The sequence below is a fragment of the Pseudarthrobacter leeuwenhoeki genome, from assembly GCF_055412885.1.
In genome coordinates this window covers 1-15,533 of the sequence record NZ_JBVAYY010000015.1, presented here as the reverse complement: position 1 = coordinate 15,533, position 15,533 = coordinate 1, and the positions used below count along the sequence as shown (strand labels likewise).

General features: G+C 65.4%; 16 protein-coding genes. 10 read left to right on the top strand and 6 right to left on the bottom strand.

The window, feature by feature from the left end:
- Position 1: 1 nt before the first annotated feature.
- Genes ACZYX4_RS14065 through ACZYX4_RS14055 form a run of 3 tightly spaced genes read right to left on the bottom strand, consistent with a single transcriptional unit; the run spans position 2 to position 1,641 of the window.
- Positions 2–886 carry an SURF1 family cytochrome oxidase biogenesis protein gene (locus ACZYX4_RS14065; RefSeq protein WP_463876901.1) on the bottom strand — a complete coding sequence of 295 codons (885 nt, stop codon included), beginning with the start codon at positions 884–886 and terminating at the stop codon, positions 2–4.
- The gene (locus tag ACZYX4_RS14060) at positions 887–1,135 is read right to left on the bottom strand and encodes a hypothetical protein (protein ID WP_463876900.1); all 249 of its coding nucleotides are present in this window, start codon (positions 1,133–1,135) and stop codon (positions 887–889) included. It abuts the gene before it with no gap.
- Positions 1,132–1,641 carry a DUF3099 domain-containing protein gene (locus ACZYX4_RS14055; RefSeq protein WP_463876898.1) on the bottom strand — a complete coding sequence of 170 codons (510 nt, stop codon included), beginning with the start codon at positions 1,639–1,641 and terminating at the stop codon, positions 1,132–1,134. Before ACZYX4_RS14055 ends, ACZYX4_RS14060 begins: the two co-directional genes overlap by 4 nt.
- Positions 1,642–1,793: 152 nt before the next feature.
- On the opposite strand from ACZYX4_RS14055, the gene ACZYX4_RS14050 reads away from it, so the two are divergent.
- Positions 1,794–2,519 carry a beta-ketoacyl-ACP reductase gene (locus tag ACZYX4_RS14050; RefSeq protein ID WP_463876896.1) on the top strand — a complete coding sequence of 242 codons (726 nt, stop codon included), beginning with the start codon at positions 1,794–1,796 and terminating at the stop codon, positions 2,517–2,519.
- A 179-nt stretch (positions 2,520–2,698) separates the two neighbouring features.
- Complete coding sequence (locus tag ACZYX4_RS14045; RefSeq protein ID WP_463876894.1) at positions 2,699–3,118, top strand: Hsp20/alpha crystallin family protein; 420 nt, start codon at positions 2,699–2,701, stop codon at positions 3,116–3,118.
- A 79-nt stretch (positions 3,119–3,197) separates the two neighbouring features.
- Here ACZYX4_RS14045 and ACZYX4_RS14040 read toward each other — a convergent pair whose 3' ends face one another.
- Positions 3,198–3,563, bottom strand: coding sequence for a DUF5655 domain-containing protein (locus tag ACZYX4_RS14040; RefSeq protein WP_463876892.1), 366 nt, complete (start codon positions 3,561–3,563; stop codon positions 3,198–3,200).
- Positions 3,564–4,495: 932 nt separating this feature from the next.
- Between ACZYX4_RS14040 and ACZYX4_RS14035 the strand changes: the two genes are divergently transcribed.
- On the top strand, positions 4,496–4,882 hold the full coding sequence (locus tag ACZYX4_RS14035) for a hypothetical protein (protein ID WP_463876890.1): 387 nt from the start codon (positions 4,496–4,498) through the stop codon (positions 4,880–4,882).
- Positions 4,883–5,605: 723 nt separating this feature from the next.
- Entirely contained in the window at positions 5,606–6,358 is a 753-nt protein-coding gene (locus tag ACZYX4_RS14030) for an SDR family oxidoreductase (RefSeq protein WP_463876889.1), read from the top strand.
- Positions 6,359–6,500: 142 nt separating this feature from the next.
- On the opposite strand, the gene serB is transcribed toward ACZYX4_RS14030, so the two are convergent.
- The gene (gene serB / locus ACZYX4_RS14025; RefSeq protein ID WP_463876887.1) at positions 6,501–7,409 is read right to left on the bottom strand and encodes a phosphoserine phosphatase SerB; all 909 of its coding nucleotides are present in this window, start codon (positions 7,407–7,409) and stop codon (positions 6,501–6,503) included.
- 158 nt (positions 7,410–7,567) lie between these two features.
- Between serB and ACZYX4_RS14020 the strand changes: the two genes are divergently transcribed.
- From ACZYX4_RS14020 to ACZYX4_RS14000, 5 genes are all read left to right on the top strand, one after another.
- A complete protein-coding gene (locus tag ACZYX4_RS14020; RefSeq protein ID WP_463876885.1) occupies positions 7,568–8,353 on the top strand; it encodes an ABC transporter ATP-binding protein in 786 nt (261 codons plus the stop codon).
- A gap of 18 nt (positions 8,354–8,371) precedes the next feature.
- Positions 8,372–9,157, top strand: coding sequence for a sulfite exporter TauE/SafE family protein (locus ACZYX4_RS14015; RefSeq protein ID WP_463876883.1), 786 nt, complete (start codon positions 8,372–8,374; stop codon positions 9,155–9,157).
- 44 nt (positions 9,158–9,201) lie between these two features.
- The gene (locus ACZYX4_RS14010; protein WP_463876881.1) at positions 9,202–10,011 is read left to right on the top strand and encodes a TrmH family RNA methyltransferase; all 810 of its coding nucleotides are present in this window, start codon (positions 9,202–9,204) and stop codon (positions 10,009–10,011) included.
- A gap of 149 nt (positions 10,012–10,160) precedes the next feature.
- Positions 10,161–10,418, top strand: coding sequence for a type B 50S ribosomal protein L31 (locus ACZYX4_RS14005; RefSeq protein WP_282379259.1), 258 nt, complete (start codon positions 10,161–10,163; stop codon positions 10,416–10,418).
- Positions 10,419–10,511: 93 nt separating this feature from the next.
- Positions 10,512–11,639, top strand: a complete 1,128-nt coding sequence (locus ACZYX4_RS14000; protein ID WP_463876878.1) for a lipoate--protein ligase family protein — start codon at positions 10,512–10,514, stop codon at positions 11,637–11,639.
- A gap of 255 nt (positions 11,640–11,894) precedes the next feature.
- On the opposite strand, the gene ACZYX4_RS13995 is transcribed toward ACZYX4_RS14000, so the two are convergent.
- Complete coding sequence (locus tag ACZYX4_RS13995; protein WP_463876876.1) at positions 11,895–13,835, bottom strand: ABC transporter ATP-binding protein/permease; 1,941 nt, start codon at positions 13,833–13,835, stop codon at positions 11,895–11,897.
- Positions 13,836–14,611: 776 nt separating this feature from the next.
- Between ACZYX4_RS13995 and ACZYX4_RS13990 the strand changes: the two genes are divergently transcribed.
- The coding region (locus tag ACZYX4_RS13990) for a transposase (RefSeq protein ID WP_463876874.1) at positions 14,612–15,533 on the top strand (922 nt) is incomplete at its 3' end.

Sequence of the window (15,533 nt, the reverse complement as noted above, 5' to 3'; positions counted from 1 at the left end):
CTCAGAACCCCTGGGCGTCCAGGATGGCGTCTTCCTCTTGCTCCGCGGTCGCGTTCTTCCGCCTGCGGGCGACAGGGCTGCGGCGGGCCACCGGGCCGCTGGAGTGCATCAGGACGCCGTCGGTGTCTGCCGACTGGGATGCGGCGTCCTCCGCATCAATGGCGGCATTGCGAGCCTGCTGACGGGCCGCGTACCCGAAGCCGATGAACATCAGCACGCCGAAGGCGAACCACTGCAGCGAGTAGGACAGGTGGGTGCCCTCTTCGGTGGAGGGCTTGGGGAACGGGAAGGGCATGTCCGCCGCCGCCGGGCTCTCCGACGCCAGCTGGCCATACGCGCCCGTCAGCAGGGGGTAGCCCAGCTCCGCGGAGTAGGCGGCGAGATCGATCGAGGCCAGCTGCCCGTCCGGGGCGCCGCGCTGGAGCGCGGGCTCGGCAGGTTTGAGCCGGGCGACGACGGTCACGGTCCCCTGCGGGGGTGCTGGAACCGCGTCGGGGCTGCCCGGATTGTTGTTGCCGATCGGCAGCCAGCCGCGGTCAATCACGACAGTCTCGCCGGAATCCACCCTAAAGGGGACAACGACTTCGTAGCCGGGCTGGCCGTTGAGCGGGCGGTTGCGGACGATGCGCTGACCGGCGACGTCGTAACTGCCCTTCAGCTCCACCTGGGTCCACTCGCGTTCCGCCGCCAGCGCGCTGAACTGGTCCTTGACCTCCGCGAACGGGACGGGCGTGGCGGAATAGTTCGAGGTGACCCGGTCGATCTCGGCGAGCGTCTCGGCGCGGCGGTCCATCTGCCAGCGGCCCAGTCCGACGCATGCCGCCGCAAAAATCGCGGCCAGCAACAGATACCCCAGCCACTTGCTGGAGAAGAGAAAACGGTACATTCAGCTTGCCCTGCCTGCCGGGTTCAGTGCCACGGTGTCCTTCCAGAGCCCGCGGGTCTGCAGATAGTCCTCGAGCCAGGCCCGGTGCTCTCCGCAGGCCAGCCAGATCTTGCGCCGCTCGGGGGTGTGGATCTTCGGGTTGTTCCAGAGCAGCTGCCATTCGGCGCCGCTCCGGCACGCTTTGCGGGCGCAGACGGCTTCCGCCGGACCGGCAGCCCCGCCGTTCCCGGTGAGGTCAAAAAGGTTCATGACGCGGCCCGTTCGCTGCCGCCGCCATCATCGGCGTGCCCGCCGGGAACGCCGGGGACACCCGGCGTCCCGTGTCCATCCTTCGGGGAGTCATCATCATCGACGAGTTCGCCCTGCAGCAGCGTCATCGACGGATCGTCCGGCACCGTGTCCCCCTGGCCGGCCGGGGCGGCGGCCGGCGCCTCGAGCTGGTCCAGCGGAGCGTTGTCCAGCAGCGAGTCAGAGTGGACTTCCGCCGTGTCGCTTCCGTTGGCGATAATGACGGCAAACCAGGGCAGGAATACAGCCCCGATGATCGGGAGGATCCTCAGCCAGCCGTCCACCACAAAAATCAGGATCAGGCACACCATGCGGATGCCCATCGCCACTGCGTACTTGATCATCCGCTGGCGCATCTCTTCCGAGTGCGCAGCGGCGGCGTCTGTGATGCTGTGTACCTCGGAATAACCGGACGGTTCGTCCGGGTTTCCGGGCACAGGGGCACCGGGTCGGTCTTTGAGTGTCACGGCTGACAGATCACGCTCCCAAGGCTTACTGCAATTCTCTCACCAACGGGGGAGCCGCCCAAACGCGGGCGGCACCGGGCGCTAAGATCGAAGGCAGGAAAATCCCGCCCCCAGCGCGGCGCCGTCCCGCCGCAGAATTCCGGAGCCCCACCATGTCTGAAACAGCAACCACCGGCCGCAGCGTCCTGATCACCGGCGGCAACCGCGGAATCGGCCTCGCCATCGCCGAAGCCTTCCACGCCAACGGCGACAAGGTGGCCGTCACCTACCGCAGCGAATCCTCTCTCCCGGCCGGGATCCTCGGCGTCAGGGCCGACGTCACGGACGAGGCCTCGGTGGACGCCGCGTTCACCGAAGTGGAAGCCGCCCATGGCCCCGTCGAGGTGCTGGTGGCCAACGCCGGCATCACCAAGGACACCCTCCTGATGCGCATGAGCGAGGACGATTTCACCTCGGTCATCGACACCAACCTCACCGGCGCCTTCCGCGTGATCAAGCGCGCCTCCAGGGGCATGATCCGGGCACGCAAGGGCCGTGTGGTCCTGATTTCCTCCGTCTCGGGCCTCTACGGCGCGCCCGGCCAGATCAACTACTCGGCTTCCAAGGCCGGCCTCGTCGGCATCGCCCGCTCGCTGACCCGCGAGTTGGGCGCCCGCGGCATCACCGCGAACGTCGTGGCACCCGGTTTCATCAACACGGACATGACGGCGGAACTGGCCGAGGCAACGCAGAAGGACTACCTCTCCAAGGTTCCCGCCGGCCGGTTCGCCGAGGCCTCCGAGGTCGCCAACGTGGTCCGCTGGATCGCCAGCGACGAGGCCGCCTACATCTCCGGCGCCGTCATCCCGGTCGACGGCGGCCTGGGCATGGGCCACTAGGGCAGGTTCCGGAAGCGTACGACGACGGCGGGGGCCGCCGGTGCTGTCCGCCCGGCGGCACGCGCCGGGTCAGCCGCAGTAGGGCTTTCAGCCTGTAGCGCCGGGCGCTGCCGGGGTGTGTAATGGGGCTACCGCCCCTGACCACACCACGGCAGGGGCAAAAAATCAGGAGGACAATCGTGGCTGAAGTGAACAAGTGGGTCCCGTCGGACGTGCTGGAGCCGATCAAGCGTTTCCTCGACGGTGACATGACCATGACACCGTCCATCAAGGTCGAACAGTTTGTGGACGGCACCACCCTGGTGGTGCGGGCTGAGGTTCCGGGGATTGATCCCGACAGGGACGTCGACGTCTCCGTGAGCGAGGGCATGCTGCACATCAAGGCGGAGCGTGAGGAGAAAATCGAGCACAAGAGCAAGGACGGCTACCGCTCGGAGTTCCGCTATGGCTCCTTCTCGCGCAGTGTGGCGCTGCCGCCGGGTGCCAAGGAAGAGGACGTCACCGCCACCTACAAGGACGGCGTGCTTGAGGTGCGGGCTCCTGCCCCCGTGGCCGCGCCGGAATCGACGTCCAAGAAGATCAGGATCGACCACATGTAACAGGCGACGCGGCCGGGCGGGCGGGCGGACCATCCCGGTCTGCCCGCCCCGTTCTGCCTCCACCCGCCCTGCGCCGGCCTCAGCCCGCCGACGCACGGGCCCCGTGCAGCCAGCCGGCTGCCTCGGCGTCGAGCTCCTCCTCGTTGTGCAACTCCAGGTGATGCATCCACACCCCGGGTGCGGGGCTGACGATCTCCTTGAACCTGGCGGAATCGATGCGCCGCGGGAGCGAGATCGAGAGCACGGCGGGCACCACGGAATCAACGTAGCGCCCCGGCCACCAGAGGTACGCGAAACCGCGCTTCTCCCGGAAGGCCACTTGGCTTTTCGTGGCGCGGCCCGCCGGCGGGGCTGGCGCGGCCAGCAACCCTTCCACGGCATGGAACAGATCCAGGCCCCGGGGGGAGCCGCTGAAAACCTGCTCCGGGGTGGAGTCCCCACTCACGCCCCGCGGCACCGGGTCCCTTGATCTGCAGCCCCGTGTCCAGCCTTATGGCAGCCACCGCGCGGACGTTCCATAACCGCGATCGTACGCCCGCGGGCCTGGCCGGAACCAGCGCGTGTCCCCTTAGTGGCGAGCCGGATCAGGACTGCGTGGAGGGCTGCCCCGGAGCGGCAGGTGATGGCGAGCTTGTCGTATCGGGTGGCGATCTGGTCCCTGGGTTCGGGAATGACTGCCTTGATTTATCGGGCCCGCAGGAGTGAACGGTGGGCAAGGGAGGAGCAGGCCTTGTCACCCATCACGGCGTCGGGGCGGGTCCGTGCCCGTACCGTGCCGGAGCGGGTCCGTGCCCGTACCGTGTCGGGGCGGGTCCTTGCCCGTACAGTGCCGGGGCGGGGGACGTTGATGGCGTCAAGGACGCGCGGGACCATCCGTGAGTCCGAGCCCTGGCAAGGTCCGATGGGGAACGCCAGGGGCCTGCCTTTCCATTCGCAGGCTCGGTGGATCGTCGTGCTCAGCCCGCCCCGGGACCGCCCGACAGCGAGGCAGAACAGATCCTCGCACTTTGTCGCAAGTCTGGGCCATGCGCCCAAGGAAAACCACAGCACGATGGACGAGGATGCGAGGCACGGGCTGTGCATGGGCCGTTAGGTGCTAAACGGCACGGGAGAAGGGGGCAACGTGAAGATGTGGGTGGTCATCACACTGATTTCGGCCGTTTTAGTCGCGGTACTTCTGGCGGTCGCCGGCCCGACACTGGCGCTCCTGTGGAGCCAGGTCTGGGACAAATTCGGATAGTAACCAGAAGCCACCGGATCAACACATGCCGGTGGAATATTCTGCTGTCAGCATGGTCATGCTGACCTAAGGCCAGAGCGGGCGCTAGGGGAAAAAGACCCTATCTCGGGGCACGTCGAGTATGTAACTGTGTCGCCATGTGGATCGTCGTGCTGCTCGCCATCGGGGTAGTGGTCGCTCTTTGGCAAGTCATCCTGGCCGGGCTCGTGCTTTGGGCGCTTGTGGGCTGCATCAGGTGGGGGATCGCGGCCTTTGCGGTGGCGAGGCCGAGTCCGGGCCACGACCGAAAGCCGGTCCGGACCCGGCCTGTGGCCAGACCTGACCAGACCCGGCCTGTGGCCAGACCTGACCAGACCCGGCCTGAGCTCAGATCTGTCCAGACCCGGCCTGAGCCCAAGATACCGGAGCCCGTCCGCGAGCTGACTGCGCCCGACTACCTGCCCAGATGGACTGCCAGCCGCCGGCTGGATGCCGGCCGCGAGCACGCCCAGTGGCAGGAGACGTTCGACAACGCAGCGCAGTAAGACCCGGCCGGTCCGGGGGGGCCACGACGGGGTAGCGCGGTTGCGCCGGTGTCCGGAGGAGCAGGGTCTTCCGCCTCTGAACTGCGCCTCAGGGTTTTCGGCCTGGCGATGCCGTGTGCAGCACCGGAGCATCAGGGATGCCACTTTGAGGGCTGTGTTTTCGGTGATTGTGGTGAAGATGGAGTTGCCATCAACGATGAGTCGTAAAAACGCCGGACGTTCGATCCAACTATGTAGTGGATCAAGTTTCTGACGGCCCGAGTGTACTCCGGGGCGTACACAAATGGTGCGGGAACCATTCACCACATTGGTGACCAAGGCGATGAAGCAGTTCCTGAACGACCAGGTCAACGAGCGCCTCAAGAAAGCTCTGGGGTCGCCCAGTGTGGCACAAAATGATGAAGCTGCTCTCGCGGCATCGGTCAGCAGCGCGTCGGTCGCCGATGCCGATCTGGCGGCAGCCGACGCATCGAGACAACCCTGGAGGAACTTGAGGGCTATCAGATCGTCAGCGCCATCGTGCGCAGCGAGGTGACGCCCTCCCGCCTTGCTCAGCGAGCTTCCAAGCGTGGCGACGCCGATAAGGAGACACGCCCGCGGGCCGGGCCGGAACTAGTCCGCTGCAGCTTCTTTGTGGAACCCGGACAACGGAAAAGGCCTGCACCGCTGGCATGATGGACTGCAGACCCACCGTTTTTGGACGTTTGGAACAAAGGAGCTCGTATGGGACTGCTGGAGAACAAGACCGCAATCGTGACCGGTTCGTCGCGGGGCATCGGCGCTGAAGTCGCCAAGATCCTCGCCGCCGAGGGTGCCGCCGTCGTCGTGAACTACCGCCAGAAGGCGCCCCGCGCCAACAAGGTTGTCGCGGAGATCGAGGCGGCCGGCGGCCGTGCCGCCGCCGTCGGCGCCGACCTCACCACCCAGGAAGGCGTCCAGGCCCTGGCCAGCGCCGCGATGGAGAACTTCGGCTCGCTTAATGTCCTGGTCCTCAACGCTTCCGGCGGGATGGAATCCGGCATGGAGGAGGGCTACGCGTTCAAGCTCAACCGGAACGCGCAGGTGAACATGCTCAATGCTGCCGTGCCGCTGATGCCCGAGGGGTCACGGGTGGTCTTCGTAACGAGCCACCAGGCGCACTTCATCAACACCGTGCCCACCATGGAGAACTACGAGGCCGTGGCACGCAGCAAGCGTGCCGGCGAGGACGCACTGCGCGAACTCATTCCGAACCTGGCCGAGAAGGGCATCTCCCTCGTTGTCGTCTCCGGCGACATGATCGAGGGCACCGTCACCGCCACCCTGCTGGACCGCTCCAACCCCGGCGCCATCGAGGCCCGCCGCGCCGAGGCCGGGAAGCTGTATTCGGTCACGGAGTTCGCCGCCGAGGTCGCCAGGATGGTCACCGCCGACGTCGAGTCCGGCCACACCGAGTACGTCGGTGGATCCGACTACTTCGACAAGAGCAGCAACTGACAGGCTTCCGCGCCGGACGTGCCAGCCGCGCCAGCCGCGGAACGCGGTGCTAGCAAGGCAGTAACAGCGCAGTGAAGAAGGCCGGGGCGACTGCCCCGGCCTTCTTCTTCTTCTGCTGCTTTTCCCGGCGGCCGGTCCGGCCTCAGACGCCGGCGATGTGCCGCACGGCGTCGAGATAGGGCATGTTCACGGCGGCATCCGCGACCGCGCGGACAGCCGGTTTGGCGTTGAACGCCACGCCGATCCCCGCCGCGCCCAGCATGTCCAGGTCGTTGGCGCCGTCGCCCACGGCAACCGTGTGCTCCATGGGGATGCCTTCCCTGGCGGCCCAGGCACGCAGGTACTTTTCCTTCGCCGCCCGGTCGATCACCTCACCGATGACCTTTCCGGTCAACGCGCCGTCGACGATTTCAAGTTCGTTGGCAACCCAGTAATCCAGTCCAAGGCCCTCCGCGATCGGCTGCAGGATCTGGTTGAAGCCACCGGAGACCACCGCCACCACATGGCCCGCGGCGTGGAAGGCGGCCACGAGCTCCGCCGCGCCGAGGCTCAGTTTCACCTCGGCACGGACGGCATCAACGACGTCGGCCGGCAGCCCGGCGAGCACCGCCACCCTCGCATGCAGGCTTTGCGCGAAGTCGAGTTCGCCGCGCATGGCGGCCTCGGTGACCGCCGTGACTTCCTCGCGTTTGCCGGCGTAGGCGGCGAGGAGTTCGATCACTTCCTGCTGGATCAGCGTGGAATCCACATCCATGATGAGGAACTTCCGCTGCGCACCCCGGAGGGCGGCGGGGACGATCGCCGTGTCCACTCCGGCGGGGCCGTGTTCTGCCGCTGCCCGGCGCAGTTCCGCCAGCGCCGTCACCCCGTGGTCCGGGCCGGGGGCCAGGTCAATGCTCCCGTCCGCCGCGTAGACCTCGAAGCGGTCGTCTCCGGTGCGGGTTTCGGCGTCCAGCGTCACTCCCGCCGTTGCGAGCAGCGAACGGAGCCGCTGCACCTCGGAATGGGTCAGTTTCGGGGCGTAGCTCACGGCGGTCACAAACAGGTTCATGGCTGCAATCCTAGCGATCACGCCGATGCCGGCCCGAATCCGTTGCGCACCAGTGACGCCGCGGCCCCCTGGGAGCCGGCCCGGGGCAGCCGGTGCCCGGCACCGGCCCTGGGCACCGGTTATCAGTCGTCCGCTGTTTTGTCCTAGTGTCTACTCCTATGAGTGATGTTCTTGAAATGGCCGCCGTCAGCGTTGTGCGTGGGGCAAAGACCCTGCTGGACAAGGTCGACTGGCAGGTCAAGGAAGGCGAGCGCTGGGTGATTCTGGGCCCCAACGGCGCCGGCAAGACCACTCTGCTTCAGCTCGCGGCCGCGCGGATCCATCCCACGTCCGGCATGGCCGGCATCCTGGAGGAAATCCTTGGCGCCGTTGACGTCTTTGAACTCCGGCCGCGGATCGGCCTGTCCTCGGCCGCGCTGGCCAACCAGATCCCGGAGCATGAAAAGGTCCTCAACGTCGTCGTGACGGCCGCCTACGGTGTTACCGGGCGGTGGCGCGAGGGCTATGAGAAGGACGACGAACGCCGCGCCTTCGCCCTGCTGAACGAGTGGGGCATGGGGCCGCTGCTCAACCGGCCCTTCGCTTCGCTCTCCGAGGGGGAGCGCAAGCGCGTCCAGATCGCCCGGGCCCTGATGACGGATCCCGAGCTCCTGCTCCTCGACGAACCTGCTGCCGGACTCGACCTGGCCGGCCGCGAGGATCTCGTGCACCGGCTCAGTGAACTCGCCCGCGACGAGGCCTCTCCGGCCATCGTCCTGGTCACGCACCACCTCGAAGAGGTCCCGCCGGGCTTCACCCACGCCATGCTGCTGCGCGGCGGCGGCGTGGTTGCCCAGGGCCCGATCGAAGGCGTCCTCACGGCCGGGAACCTGAGCGAGACGTTCGGGCTGCCGCTGGACGTCAGCGTCTCAGCCGGCCGCTACACGGCCACCGCGCGCCGCTGACCGGGCCGCTGACCGCGCGTGGAGTTCCTCAATAGTGTTCTCATTTTCTTCGCCGGGCTCTGGGCCGGCACCATCAACAGTGTGGTCGGTTCCGGCACCCTGGTGACCTTCCCGGTGCTGATCGCCCTCGGCTACGCGCCGATCACGGCGTCCATCAGCAACGCGACGGGCCTGGTGGCCGGGAACGCCGCCGGAGCCTGGGGCTACCGCAAGGAACTGGCGGGACGCGGCAAGCAGCTGCTCAGGCTGCTGCCCGCCTCAGTGCTGGGCGGCATCTCCGGCGCCTACCTGCTGCTGCACCTGCCCGAGAAGGTCTTCTATTACGCCGCCCCCGCCCTGATCGTGCTAGCGCTGCTGATGGTGGCCTACCAGCCCCGGCTGCAGCAGTGGGTCCGGAACCGCGAACAAAACCCCGAACACGCCATCCGGGACCGCCGCCACGGGGTCCTCCTCGTGGTCCTCGTGTACCTCGCGGGTGTGTATGGCGGCTACTTCGTGGCGGCGCAGGGGATCCTGCTGGTCGGGATCCTGGGCATCTTCATGACCGGGACCATTCAGAACGCCAATGCCATGAAGAACATCCTGGTCCTGGCCGTCAACGTGGTGGCGGCGGCCTCCTACCTGCTGTTCGCCTTCGACCGGATCGACTGGACCGTCGTCGGCCTGATCGCCGTGAGCTCACTGATCGGCGGCGTGATCGGCTCCAAGGTCGGCCGCCGGCTGTCCCCGGTGGTCCTGCGCGGTGTCATCTTCGTCCTGGGCCTGATCGCGCTGGGGTTCATGATCGCCAACCTGTTCAAGTGACCCGGTCCCGTGACCGTACAAGCTCCCGCTGAAACGACCCGCCTGTGACCTTCCACCGCCTTGAATCCGCCGCTGACCCCCGGGTCTCCGACTACACGCAGCTGACGGACGTGCACCTGCGCAAGCTCCGGGAACCGGCCGAAGGCATGTACATCGCCGAGTCCTCCCGGGTGCTCCGCCGGGCCCTCGGGGCGGGGCACACACCACGGTCCTTCTTCCTCGCCGAGAAATGGGTCGAGGACCTCTCGGACATCTTTGCGCAGTACCCGGACGTCCCCGTGTACATCGGTTCCGCGGCCCTCCTTGAGGAGATCACCGGCTTCCACCTGCACCGCGGCGCGATGGCGGCCATGCAGCGCCCGCAACCAGTGCCCCTGCCCGAGCTTCTCGCCGGGGCCCGCCGGGTGGCCGTGCTGGAGGACATCGTGGACCACACCAACGTTGGAGCGATCTTCCGCTCCGCCGCGGCCCTGGGCGTCGACGCCGTTCTGGTCTCGCCGCGCTGCGGGGATCCGCTGTACCGCCGCAGCGTCCGGGTGAGCATGGGGACGGTGTTCCAGGTGCCCTGGGCCCGGCTGGAGGACTGGCCGGGGGACCTTCAGGTGCTCCGCGGCCAAGGCTTCACCGTGGCCGCCATGGAGCTCACGGACGACGCCGTTGACCTCGATGCGCTGGCCGCGTGCCGGCCGGAGAAACTGGCGCTGGTGTTGGGCACCGAGGGCGCCGGGATGAGCGCGGACACCCTCGCTGCCGTCGACCTCGCCGTGAAGATCCCCATGCGCGCTGGCGTTGACTCGCTCAACGTCGCCGCTGCGTCCGCCGTCGCCTTCTGGGAGTTGCGGCCGCATCACTGACCCGCTTCACTGAACAGCGCCGCTGGTCAGGCGGCGAAGGCGCTGACTTTCCGCTATCATTGATAGCTGGCCGTCCGGTGCATTCCGCCGGCCATCCCACTCATACCTGGCAACTGGCAAAATCCAGTTGTGCGAACAAAGGTCCAATTATGAAGACTAATACCCACCCGAAGTACGAAGCTGTTGTTTTCAACGACCTGGCTTCCGGCGTCAAATTCCTGACCAAGTCCACCGTGTCTTCCAAGAAGACCATCGAGTGGGAAGACGGAAACACCTACCCGGTTATCGACGTCGAAATCTCCTCCGAGTCCCACCCGTTCTACACGGGCAAGCAGCGCATCATGGACTCTGCAGGCCGCGTCGAGCGCTTCAACGCTCGCTTCAAGGGCTTCGGCGGCAAGAAGTAACTTCTTCTCCCCCAGGTCTTCTGGAAGAGCCCGCGCCGGTGACGGTGCGGGCTCTTTGCGTCTGTCCCGGGCGCGCGTGGCAGGATTAACGGCATGACAACCCTTTCCCCCGTTCCCGGGTCCAGCAGTGGCTCCATCAGTAGTTCCAGCAATACTGACGGCGGTGCCCGCCGCCACGGGGAGTACAAGGTTCCCGGCGGCAAACTCGTCGTGGCCGATTTCGACGTCGTCGACGGTGCCCTCGCCAACGTCTCGCTCAGCGGGGACTTCTTCCTGGAGCCGGACGAGGCACTGGCGGAGATCAACCGTGCGCTCACCGGCCTCCCGGCGGATGCCGGGGCGGCTGACATCTCCGCTGCGGTGGCAGCGGCCCTGCCGGCCGGGGCCGTGCTGTTCGGCTTTTCCGCCGACGCTGTCGCCGTCACCGTCCGCCGCGCCCTCGCGAAGGCCACCGGCTGGGCGGATCACCACTGGAACATCATCGCGCCGTCGGTGCTGCCCACCCGCATCAATGTCGCACTGGACGAGGTCCTGGCCGAAGAGGTCGGCGCCGGGCGCCGCAACCCGACCCTGCGCTTCTGGGACTGGGAGGAACCCTCCGTGGTGATCGGCAGCTTCCAGTCCGTCCGCAACGAACTGGACCCCGCCGGCGTCGAACGCCACGGCATCAGCGTGGTCCGCCGGATCAGCGGCGGCGGAGCGATGTTCATGGAGGCCGGCAACTGCATCACCTACTCGCTGTACCTGCCGCAGACCCTCGTGGACGGCATCAGCTTCGCCGACTCCTACGGCTTCCTGGACGCGTGGGTGATGGCAGCCCTGGAGAAGATGGGGATCAGCGCCTTCTACGTGCCGCTCAATGACATCGCCACCGAGCACGGCAAGATCGGCGGCGCCGCGCAGAAACGGCTCGCCAACGGGGGCATGCTGCACCACGTGACGATGAGTTATGACATCGACGCGGACAAGATGGTCGAAGTCCTGCGGATCGGCAAGGAGAAGCTCTCCGACAAGGGCACCCGCAGCGCCAAGAAGCGGGTGGACCCGCTCCGGCGCCAGACCGGCCTGGCCCGCACCGCGATCGTCGCAGCAATGATGGAGGTCTTCGCTGAACGCTACGCCGCGACACCCTCGGAGCTCACCGAGGCCGAGCTCGCCGCCGCGCACCACCGGGTCGATGCCAAGTTCGGCACGCCGGAGTGGCTGCACCGGGTGCCCTAAGCCCCCCAAAGCGGGGGTCGAGGACCATTCCGCGGAAAAGTAGCGCTAAGGATCATTGCTGTTCGGCGACCGGGGACGCTTGGCGCCGGCTGTCCGGGAGATGGTCCCCGCAGCCTCGGTGGATGACATGAGAAAACATCCGTCTCGACGACATCGCATCATGTGCGTGAGTGGAACATCGCGCTTCACTGGACGGTGTCAAGTCACATAGCTGGTCGTGTGGCTGCTTCCACGCGCGGGGCACTCATGATCCGCTCAGCGGATCGCTTCCGCGGGGTCGATACGTGCAGCTCTAAGAGCTGGAAGAAGCGCTGAAACAGCTCCGCTGACTACGCCTATGAGCGGCGCCGTTGCAAGTGCAGACCAAGGGACGACAGCAGTCCATCCTTGGGCGGCCGCAACACTGACCGAGACCGCTAGCCCCAGCGAGAGTCCTGCAAGAGCTCCGGCAAAGCCAACGATGACACCTTCCCAGATGAAGACAGCAGCTACGCCTGCTTGGCTGAGCCCGACTGCGCGGCTCAACGCCAGTTCCTGGATTCTGGTTTGCACCGAAAGGAACATAGCCGAGGACGCACTCAACACGGCCAGGCCTAGGAGCGCTAGGGAGATGGATGACAGCAAGCCATCAAGGTCCTGGGACACTCCCAGACGCAGGTTGCGGAGATCCCCTGTCGTAGAAACAGCAACTTCGCCGGGCGCTGCAGGAGATAGTGCCAGGGGAATTGCTTCAGCAACGCTGGCCGACAGACCTGTCTCGGTCCTTACAACGAGCTGAGACGGCGGGTCGGCGAGGACGCCAACCGGAATTACTACACTCGTAACAAGGTTTGGGGCTCTCGCCGCAGCAGATACTGTGCCAATCACCGAATAGGGAGTTCCCGAAACCCAAATCTCCGCACCGGCTTTCCCCGGATCAATGCCAAGCCGCTCGGCAACGCCTTCTCCGACGAGTGCGACCTTCCCGGAGTCAGTTCTGCCAAACAGATCCAGCGCGCCGGCGGGGTTTGTCACCGTTTCGAGTATCGTCAGCGATGCCTTATCAGCGGCAACAGTGGTGCCGGGAAACGCGACACCGTCCAAGCTCAGGAATTGTGCCAGCCTCGCGGTTCGAGCAATTGACGCATCGAGCGGAGCGAACTCGCCGACATTCACAACTCCTGGCAGCGCCTTGATTGTGGCGGCGCGAGCGTCCCTTTCGTTTTGCTCTAGACCGCGCGGGACCTCGACTCTGACCTCGTCAAGTGCAGCGGCCGCTAGTCTGTCCGATATCTGTTGTGAGGCACTCGCACCAATTCCGGACGCTGTGATCAAACCAGCGATCGCGATGGTGAACGCGGCCACAAGAGTTGCCGACCGAAGGGGCCGCGATGAGACGTTGTTGACCGCCCTGACGAATCGTTCAGGCCATCGTCGTACTGAGCTGACTAGCGCACGTGGTCCTCTGCGTGACGGCGTCGGGGACTGCCCACCAGTCTGAACTGTGGCGTCCTCCAGTCGGTTAGGGCTGGTCGCTGAACGATCAAGGACTATGCCGTCCCTAACTTCCACTACTCGGTCGGCATAGCTGGCGACTGCGGCGTCGTGGGTAATGACGATGATCGTCGTTCCTAGCTCGTTCTGTTGCTTTAGCAAACTCATGACTCTTGTTGCCGCGGCACTGTCTAGATTTCCAGTCGGCTCGTCCGCCAGGATGACCTTGGGCCCAGTCACTAAGGCCCTGGCTAAAGCCAGGCGTTGACGCTCACCTCCGGATAGGTTGCGCGCCAGCGACTCAGATTTTTCAGAGAGTCCGACGGTTTCCAAGGCACGACCCACTCGAGCATTTTGGCGCTTCAGACTTTCGCCCTGAACTGCCAATCCGAGAGCAGCGTTCCTCGCCGCTGTTTCATAGGGATTTGCATAAGAGGACTGAAAGACGAAGCCAAACATTTGCGATCGAAGCTGATCACGCTCGGCACGCCTGAGCTTGGCAACATCCATCCCATTGATCTTGAAGTCGCCCTCCCACGCCCCATCGAGCAGGCCCAAAACGTTCAGAAGGGTCGACTTTCCCGATCCCGAAGGACCAACAATGGCAAGGAACTCCCCGCTGTGAATGTCCAACGTAGCTTCTCGCACCGCGAACCATTGCCTTTGGTCGCCGTATCTTCGCCTGATTTGATGGAGGGATAGCTGGGGGGTTGTGATCGTCATGGGGAGACGAGCACCTCGTCTCCCGTCTTCAGGTCATCGGACTCAATGGCGGTCCAACCATTGGCATTTCGCACTACAAGCACCGCGACTCGGTCGCTCTGTCCGTCCTTCGCCTTACGGAGAACGTACTCTCCAACTGAGTCAGACCGAATAGCCAATGTGGGCACTGCCGGCGAGGGTTGCGTTGCGGAGCCAAAGAGGACGGATGCGAACTGCCCTGGTAAGAGCCGGGTGTCCTCAGACATCTGGATCCGGATGTCTTTGCCAGGCGGTCGCCCAGCATCCGTCGCTTTGGGCTGGAAGGGTCCCACGAAAGATACTGTGGCGTCCTCAGCAGCACCGCCTGCAACTTGGACCGAGGCCTTGCCATTTACGCTAATTTGGTCAGCTTCGCTAACGCTTGCGCGCACGCTCACAAAGCTGCTGCCAAGACTCAGCTCCGCAAATGAAGCACCTGGTTCCATCAGCGAACCCACGGGTGCAATGGTTCTCATCACGGGAGTTTCCGCTGTCTGCGGCAAAGAAGCGAACTCGCTAAGTTTCACGTAGGTGCCATTCCCCCAACCGCCAGGAGGAACTATGTCGACCGCTTTATAGAGAGCCCGCACCGCCTCCAAAGTCCTCCAGTCCATGAGGCCAGACGTCGGCACCCCTAGCCCGGGGTTTTCATGAGGGTGGGGCCGGTCGGGTGTGTTAAAGCAACGAAAGGTGCTTCTGAGCTGGGAAAATAGTGTTGTTGACGCACTGTTCCACCGGCTGAAAGAAGCACCTTTCTGATGTCCAAGATTACCGGAGTTTTCCCGTCCCTTCCTGTCGCCACGACGGGCCAGTCGCTGGTCTCCCATGCAGGGCTGAACGTGGTGACGTCGTTTGTTGACGCGCTCGGGTTCCGGGGCTTGTGCGAGGACCGCCTGGGACAGTTTGTCCCCTCCGGGGCCCGGCACCGGCCCGGCCCGATCCTGGGGTCCTTGGCGGTCATGCTCGCCGGCGGCGGGGAACACGTCTCGGATCTGGACATCCTGCGGACCGGCGCCGGTGTCTTCGGAAACGTTGCCTCGAACGCGACGGTCTCGCGGTTCTTTGAGCGGACAGTGACCCGCCCGGACGTCTTCGGCTACGGCTTCGCCACGTTGACACGGGAGCTGCGTTCACGGGCATGGGAGGCATCCGGAGACCGGAACCCGGCACTGAAGGCCACCGCCTTGGATCCGCTCATCATCGATCTTGACGCCACCCTCGTGACCTCCCACAGTGACAAGGAACAGGCTGTCGGCACGTACAAGGGCGGGTATGGTTTCGCCCCTTTCATTGCCAGCGTCGATTACGGCGCGGGCACCGGGACCGGGGAGATCCTGACCGCGGTGATGCGTCCGGGCAATGCCGGGGCCAACAGCGCCGAGGACCACATCAAGGTCTTCACCCAGGCCATCGAACAGCTCCCCGAGAACTTCTACGACCAGCACGGAGAGCTCATTGGGGAGAAAGTGCTGGTGCGGACCGACAGTGCCGGGGCGTCCCGAAAATTCCTGCACCACCTCGCAGCGCTGGGCGTGCAGTTCACGGTGTCCTACCCGGTCCCGGTGCTGAAAGCCCACATGGTCGGGTGGATCAACGACAAACAGTACTGGCAGCCGGCCCTGGACCAGAACGGCAAGGAACGCACCGACGCGTGGGTCATCAACGCCACCGAGATCCTCG

Bases quoted from the DNA above. Each gene is read 5' to 3' on its own strand.
- ACZYX4_RS14065 (WP_463876901.1), bottom strand. From the start codon at position 886: ATGTACCGTTTTCTCTTCTCCAGCAAGTGGCTGGGGTATCTGTTGCTG.
- ACZYX4_RS14050 (WP_463876896.1), top strand. From the start codon at position 1,794: ATGTCTGAAACAGCAACCACCGGCCGCAGCGTCCTGATCACCGGCGGC.
- serB (WP_463876887.1), bottom strand. From the start codon at position 7,409: ATGAACCTGTTTGTGACCGCCGTGAGCTACGCCCCGAAACTGACCCAT.
- ACZYX4_RS14030 (WP_463876889.1), top strand. From the start codon at position 5,606: ATGGGACTGCTGGAGAACAAGACCGCAATCGTGACCGGTTCGTCGCGG.
- ACZYX4_RS14020 (WP_463876885.1), top strand. From the start codon at position 7,568: ATGAGTGATGTTCTTGAAATGGCCGCCGTCAGCGTTGTGCGTGGGGCA.
- ACZYX4_RS14060 (WP_463876900.1), bottom strand. From the start codon at position 1,135: ATGAACCTTTTTGACCTCACCGGGAACGGCGGGGCTGCCGGTCCGGCG.
- ACZYX4_RS14000 (WP_463876878.1), top strand. From the start codon at position 10,512: ATGACAACCCTTTCCCCCGTTCCCGGGTCCAGCAGTGGCTCCATCAGT.
- ACZYX4_RS14035 (WP_463876890.1), top strand. From the start codon at position 4,496: ATGTGGATCGTCGTGCTGCTCGCCATCGGGGTAGTGGTCGCTCTTTGG.
- ACZYX4_RS13995 (WP_463876876.1), bottom strand. From the start codon at position 13,835: ATGACGATCACAACCCCCCAGCTATCCCTCCATCAAATCAGGCGAAGA.
- ACZYX4_RS14005 (WP_282379259.1), top strand. From the start codon at position 10,161: ATGAAGACTAATACCCACCCGAAGTACGAAGCTGTTGTTTTCAACGAC.